We start from the raw sequence: 3,934 nt of genomic DNA, 5'->3' as shown, positions 1-3,934 counted from the left end.
CGGCAGGTGCACGAATCCGGTCGGCACATGGGGGCGGGACGCTCCGAGCGCCGTGTAGAGCACGTGGTTGCACACGTACGAGCCCGCCGACAGCGACGCGCGCGCCGGGATGCCCTCCTCCTCGAGCACACTGACGATGCGCTTCACCGGCAGTGTGGCGAAGCGCGCGGCGGGTCCGCCCGGCTCACTGGGCACGTCGATCGGCTGAGCGCCGTCGTTGTCGGGGATGCGCGCGTCCATGAGGTTCACGCCGACGCGCTCCACCGCCACCCGATCGCTGCCGCCGGCCAGGCCCGTGGCGACCACGGCATCCGGACCGTGCTCGGCGACGAGGGCGTGCAGATGGGCTGCCGCGCCCGCGAACGAGACCGGCAGAGTGGCCGCGATCAGACGGTGAGGTCCGTCGTAGCCCGAGGCGACGGCCGCGACGGTGTCTCCCGAGGGATTACGCTCCGCACCGTCGAAGGGCGCGAAGCCGGTCAGCAGGATCGTCGACATGGGCTCAGCCTACGAGCATCCAGCCCGCATGCACTCAGCGACGGTAGCCTTGAGGAGTGCCAGCAGTGAACCTTGGGATGCCGCGCATCCCCGAAGTCCTCGCGCCCCGCCGCAAGTCCCGTCAGATCCGGGTCGGCAAGGTGCTCGTCGGCGGCGACGCACCCGTAAGCGTGCAGTCGATGACCACCACGAAGACCACCGACATCAACGGCACTCTGCAGCAGATCGCCGAGCTCACGGCCTCCGGCTGCGAGATCGTGCGCGTCGCGGTGCCGTCCCAGGACGACGCGGATGTGCTGCACATCATCGCGGCGAAGAGCCAGATCCCGGTGATCGCCGACATCCACTTCCAGCCCAAGTATGTGTTCCAGGCGATCGATGCCGGGTGCGCGGGCGTGCGAGTCAACCCCGGCAACATCCGCAAGTTCGACGACCAGGTCGGCGCGATCGCGAAGGCCGCCCAGGCGGCGGGCGTGTCGCTGCGCATCGGCGTGAACGCCGGATCGCTGGATCGCCGCCTGCTGGAGAAGTACGGCAAGGCCACGCCAGAGGCGCTCGTCGAGAGCGCTGTCTGGGAGGCATCGCTGTTCGAGGAGCACGACTTCCACGACTTCAAGATCTCGGTGAAGCACAACGACCCCGTCGTGATGGTCAAGGCCTACCGTCAGCTGGCCGAGCGGGGCGACTGGCCCCTGCACCTCGGCGTCACCGAGGCGGGGCCGGCATTCCAGGGCACCATCAAGAGCGCCACGGCATTCGGCATCCTGCTCGGCGAGGGCATCGGCGACACGATCCGCGTCTCGCTGTCCGCGCCTCCGGCCGAGGAGGTCAAGGTCGGCCACCAGATCCTGCAGTCGCTGAACCTGCGCGAGCGCAAGCTCGAGATCGTGTCCTGCCCGTCCTGCGGCCGTGCTCAGGTGGACGTGTACACGCTGGCGGAGGACGTCACCGAGGGCCTGAAGGACATGACCGTGCCGCTGCGCGTCGCCGTCATGGGATGCGTGGTGAACGGACCGGGTGAGGCTCGTGAGGCCGACCTCGGTGTCGCGTCCGGCAACGGCAAGGGCCAGATCTTCGTCAAGGGCGAGGTCATCAAGACCGTGCCCGAGTCCGAGATCGTCGCGACCCTGATCGAGGAGGCGAACCGTATCGCCGCCGAGATGGGTCCGGACGCCGCGGTCGGCACCGCCCAGGTCATCACCGCCTGACGGGTACCAGGGGTCAGGGGCTGGTCTCGGAGGCACTCCCGGGTTACGCTCGGTGTCCGGATGCCGGACTCGACCCGGCTCGAACCGAGGAGGCACCGATGCCCGCTGCAGATCTTCCCGCGCCCGTCCAGGCGATGGTCGACGCCATCAACGCCGCCGACACCGAGGCGTTCGTCGCGGCGTTCACGGCCGACGGCTTCGTCGACGACTGGGGGACGGTGAAGTCCGGCCCGGAGGGGATCCGCTCCTGGGCGGACAGTGACGCGATCGGCGCCGGCGCGCGGATGACGGTGCTCTCGTCCGAGACTGCCGGCGACACCACCAGCATCCGCTTCGGCTGGCGCAGCAACGTCTTCAACGGGGAGTCGACGGGCGTGTTCGTCGTCCGCGGCGACAGGCTCGCGAGCTTCACGATCCCGCCGAACCACTAGACCTCCGCGAGCTCCGCGGCCGCTGGTCGCATCGTCGTCCGGCCCCTCGGTCGCGTAGCGTGGGAGCATGCAGTCCACGCGCGTGACGTTCCCCGATGGCTCTCTGACCGGTGAGGGCGACGTGCTGACCGTCGACCGCGAGCGCGCGGTGGTCGTGGTCGACGCGACGCCGTTCCACCCGGTCGATCACACCTGGCCCGATCAGCCGGGGGACAGCGGGACGATCACCGTCTCCGACGTCGTGCTCGACGTCTCCGAGGCGGTGATGGCTGCCGTCAGCGATGAGGGCGAGCTGGCGGTCGGCACCGACATCCCGGTCAAGCGCGGCGCGGACGGGTGGACGTGGCTGGTCGGCCATCGCGTGGACGGAGAGATCCCGGGATCCGTCGTCGCAGGGGCATCCGCGCGTCTCGAGGTGGATGCCGCACGCCGGGCCGGGCTGAGCCGCGGTCACACGGCCTGTCATCTCGCTTCGCTGGCGCTGGACGCCGCGCTCGCCGACCTGTGGCGCAAGGAGATCGGTGTCGACCCGCTCGGGCATCCCGACTTCGAGGGACGGGCGAACCAGACCAGCTTCATCCACCCGGACGGCAGCGTCGACGAGTATCGGCTCGGCAAGAGCCTGCGCAAGGCCGGATTCGACTCCGAGGGCTTCGCGGCTTCGCTCGCCCAGCGCGAGGAGCGGATCAACGAGCTGCTGGGCGGCTGGATCGCGTCGGGTGGCGAGAGCCGCATCGACGTCGAGGGCCCGGGCATCTCGGACCGGCGCACCTGGCGCTGCGCGCTCCCCGAGGGCGAAGTCGGCTTCCTCTGCGGCGGCACGCACGTGCGCTCGCTGGCCGAGTTCGCATCCATCGCCGTGTCGCTGGACCTCAGCGATCCGCAGCTGCTGGTGATGACGACGACGGCAGTCCCGGCCTGAGCCGCTAAGGGCGTCAGGCGAGCCCGTCCTCGTCGATCCAGGTGTGCCACGGCGTGACCTCGTCGACGTACGCGATCGCGTCGAAGGCATCGAGAATCGGCAGGGGCTGCAGCACGTCGCCGTTGCGCAGACCCGCGGTGCGTTCCAGGGCGGACGCGGCCTCCGGCGGAGCCGTGCGGAGGTCGACGAGGAAGTCTCCGATGCCGGCCACCGAGAACGCGGCGTCCGCGCTCGCCGGGTCGGGCGGTCCGAGCGGCTGACCACCACCTCAATGAATCAATTGATTGACACAAAATGTAGCGATGGAGTGATACAAGTTCAAGGGTGCGGGGTCGAGGCTCGGCAGAACTTCGGAGATGTGCAGAATCTCGGATGCTGTGCACGGAAAGTCTCCGAGATCGTGCACATCTCCGCGGTCATGAACCGTCGTACGCGTCCAGCGCCTCGGTCAGCATCCGGTGGCCCTGCTGCTCGAACGCCTCGTCGCGCACCTTGAACGCCCAGCACGCGGTGCCGACGGCCTCGCGCAGGGCATCCAGTCGCCACAGGTCCGGATCCCGCGGGTCCGGACCGTAGCCCGCGAAGAACGCGGCCTCCAGCTCCGGGCGCTCCCGCCACTGCTGAGCTGCCAGGCGCGGGAGGTCCGAGGCTGCCGGGCGGAGTGCGAACCGCCCGAAGTCGATCACCCGTACGACGCCGTCATCGATCAGCCAGTTGCGAGGCTGCCAGTCGCCGTGCGTCGGCACCAGCGTCGTCGCCGGGGCGGGCACGGATGCCAGTACCTGACGCGCACGTGCGGCCACCGCCGGGTCGATGCGGTGAGGCTCATCCAGCCAGTGCAGCGCCCTGGCCGTCGCACGCGCCTCGTATTCGGC

Annotated in this window: 6 protein-coding genes; 3 read left to right on the top strand and 3 right to left on the bottom strand. The window is 69.7% G+C overall.

The genetic code is table 11. The annotated features are described in order from the left end of the window. Window positions 1-498, bottom strand: a 498-nt coding sequence (locus tag BGN97_RS02885) for a pyroglutamyl-peptidase I (protein ID WP_292697865.1), incomplete at its 3' end; no start/stop codon positions are given. A 77-nt stretch (window positions 499-575) separates the two neighbouring features. Here BGN97_RS02885 and ispG point away from each other — a divergent pair. The 3 genes from ispG (at window position 576) to BGN97_RS02870 (ending at window position 3,059) form a co-directional block, all read left to right on the top strand. Beyond that, the gene (gene ispG, locus BGN97_RS02880; RefSeq protein ID WP_292697918.1) at window positions 576-1,706 is read left to right on the top strand and encodes a flavodoxin-dependent (E)-4-hydroxy-3-methylbut-2-enyl-diphosphate synthase; all 1,131 of its coding nucleotides are present in this window, start codon (window positions 576-578) and stop codon (window positions 1,704-1,706) included. 98 nt (window positions 1,707-1,804) lie between these two features. Continuing rightward, window positions 1,805-2,137 (top strand): nuclear transport factor 2 family protein, encoded by a 333-nt coding sequence (locus tag BGN97_RS02875; RefSeq protein WP_292697863.1) that lies wholly within the window; start codon window positions 1,805-1,807, stop codon window positions 2,135-2,137. Between the two features lie 67 nt (window positions 2,138-2,204). Continuing rightward, entirely contained in the window at window positions 2,205-3,059 is an 855-nt protein-coding gene (locus tag BGN97_RS02870; RefSeq protein WP_292697862.1) for a hypothetical protein, read from the top strand. A 13-nt stretch (window positions 3,060-3,072) separates the two neighbouring features. Here BGN97_RS02870 and BGN97_RS02865 read toward each other — a convergent pair whose 3' ends face one another. Continuing rightward, window positions 3,073-3,270: a hypothetical protein gene (locus BGN97_RS02865; protein WP_292697860.1), complete on the bottom strand. Its 198-nt coding sequence runs from the start codon at window positions 3,268-3,270 to the stop codon at window positions 3,073-3,075. 205 nt (window positions 3,271-3,475) lie between these two features. After that, a partial coding sequence (locus tag BGN97_RS02860) for a phosphotransferase (RefSeq protein ID WP_292697858.1) occupies window positions 3,476-3,934 on the bottom strand: 459 nt, incomplete at its 5' end.

It is taken from the genome of Microbacterium sp. 69-10 (assembly GCF_001897945.1).
Classification (GTDB): Bacteria; Actinomycetota; Actinomycetes; order Actinomycetales; family Microbacteriaceae; genus Microbacterium.
The sequence above is the reverse complement of the archived record's forward strand: the minus strand, read 5'-3'. Positions and strand labels throughout refer to the sequence as shown.

Excerpts from the sequence above, each read along its gene's own strand:
- ispG (WP_292697918.1), top strand. The coding sequence starts at position 576 with ATGCCGCGCATCCCCGAAGTCCTCGCGCCCCGCCGCAAGTCCCGTCAG.
- BGN97_RS02875 (WP_292697863.1), top strand. The coding sequence starts at position 1,805 with ATGCCCGCTGCAGATCTTCCCGCGCCCGTCCAGGCGATGGTCGACGCC.
- BGN97_RS02870 (WP_292697862.1), top strand. The coding sequence starts at position 2,205 with ATGCAGTCCACGCGCGTGACGTTCCCCGATGGCTCTCTGACCGGTGAG.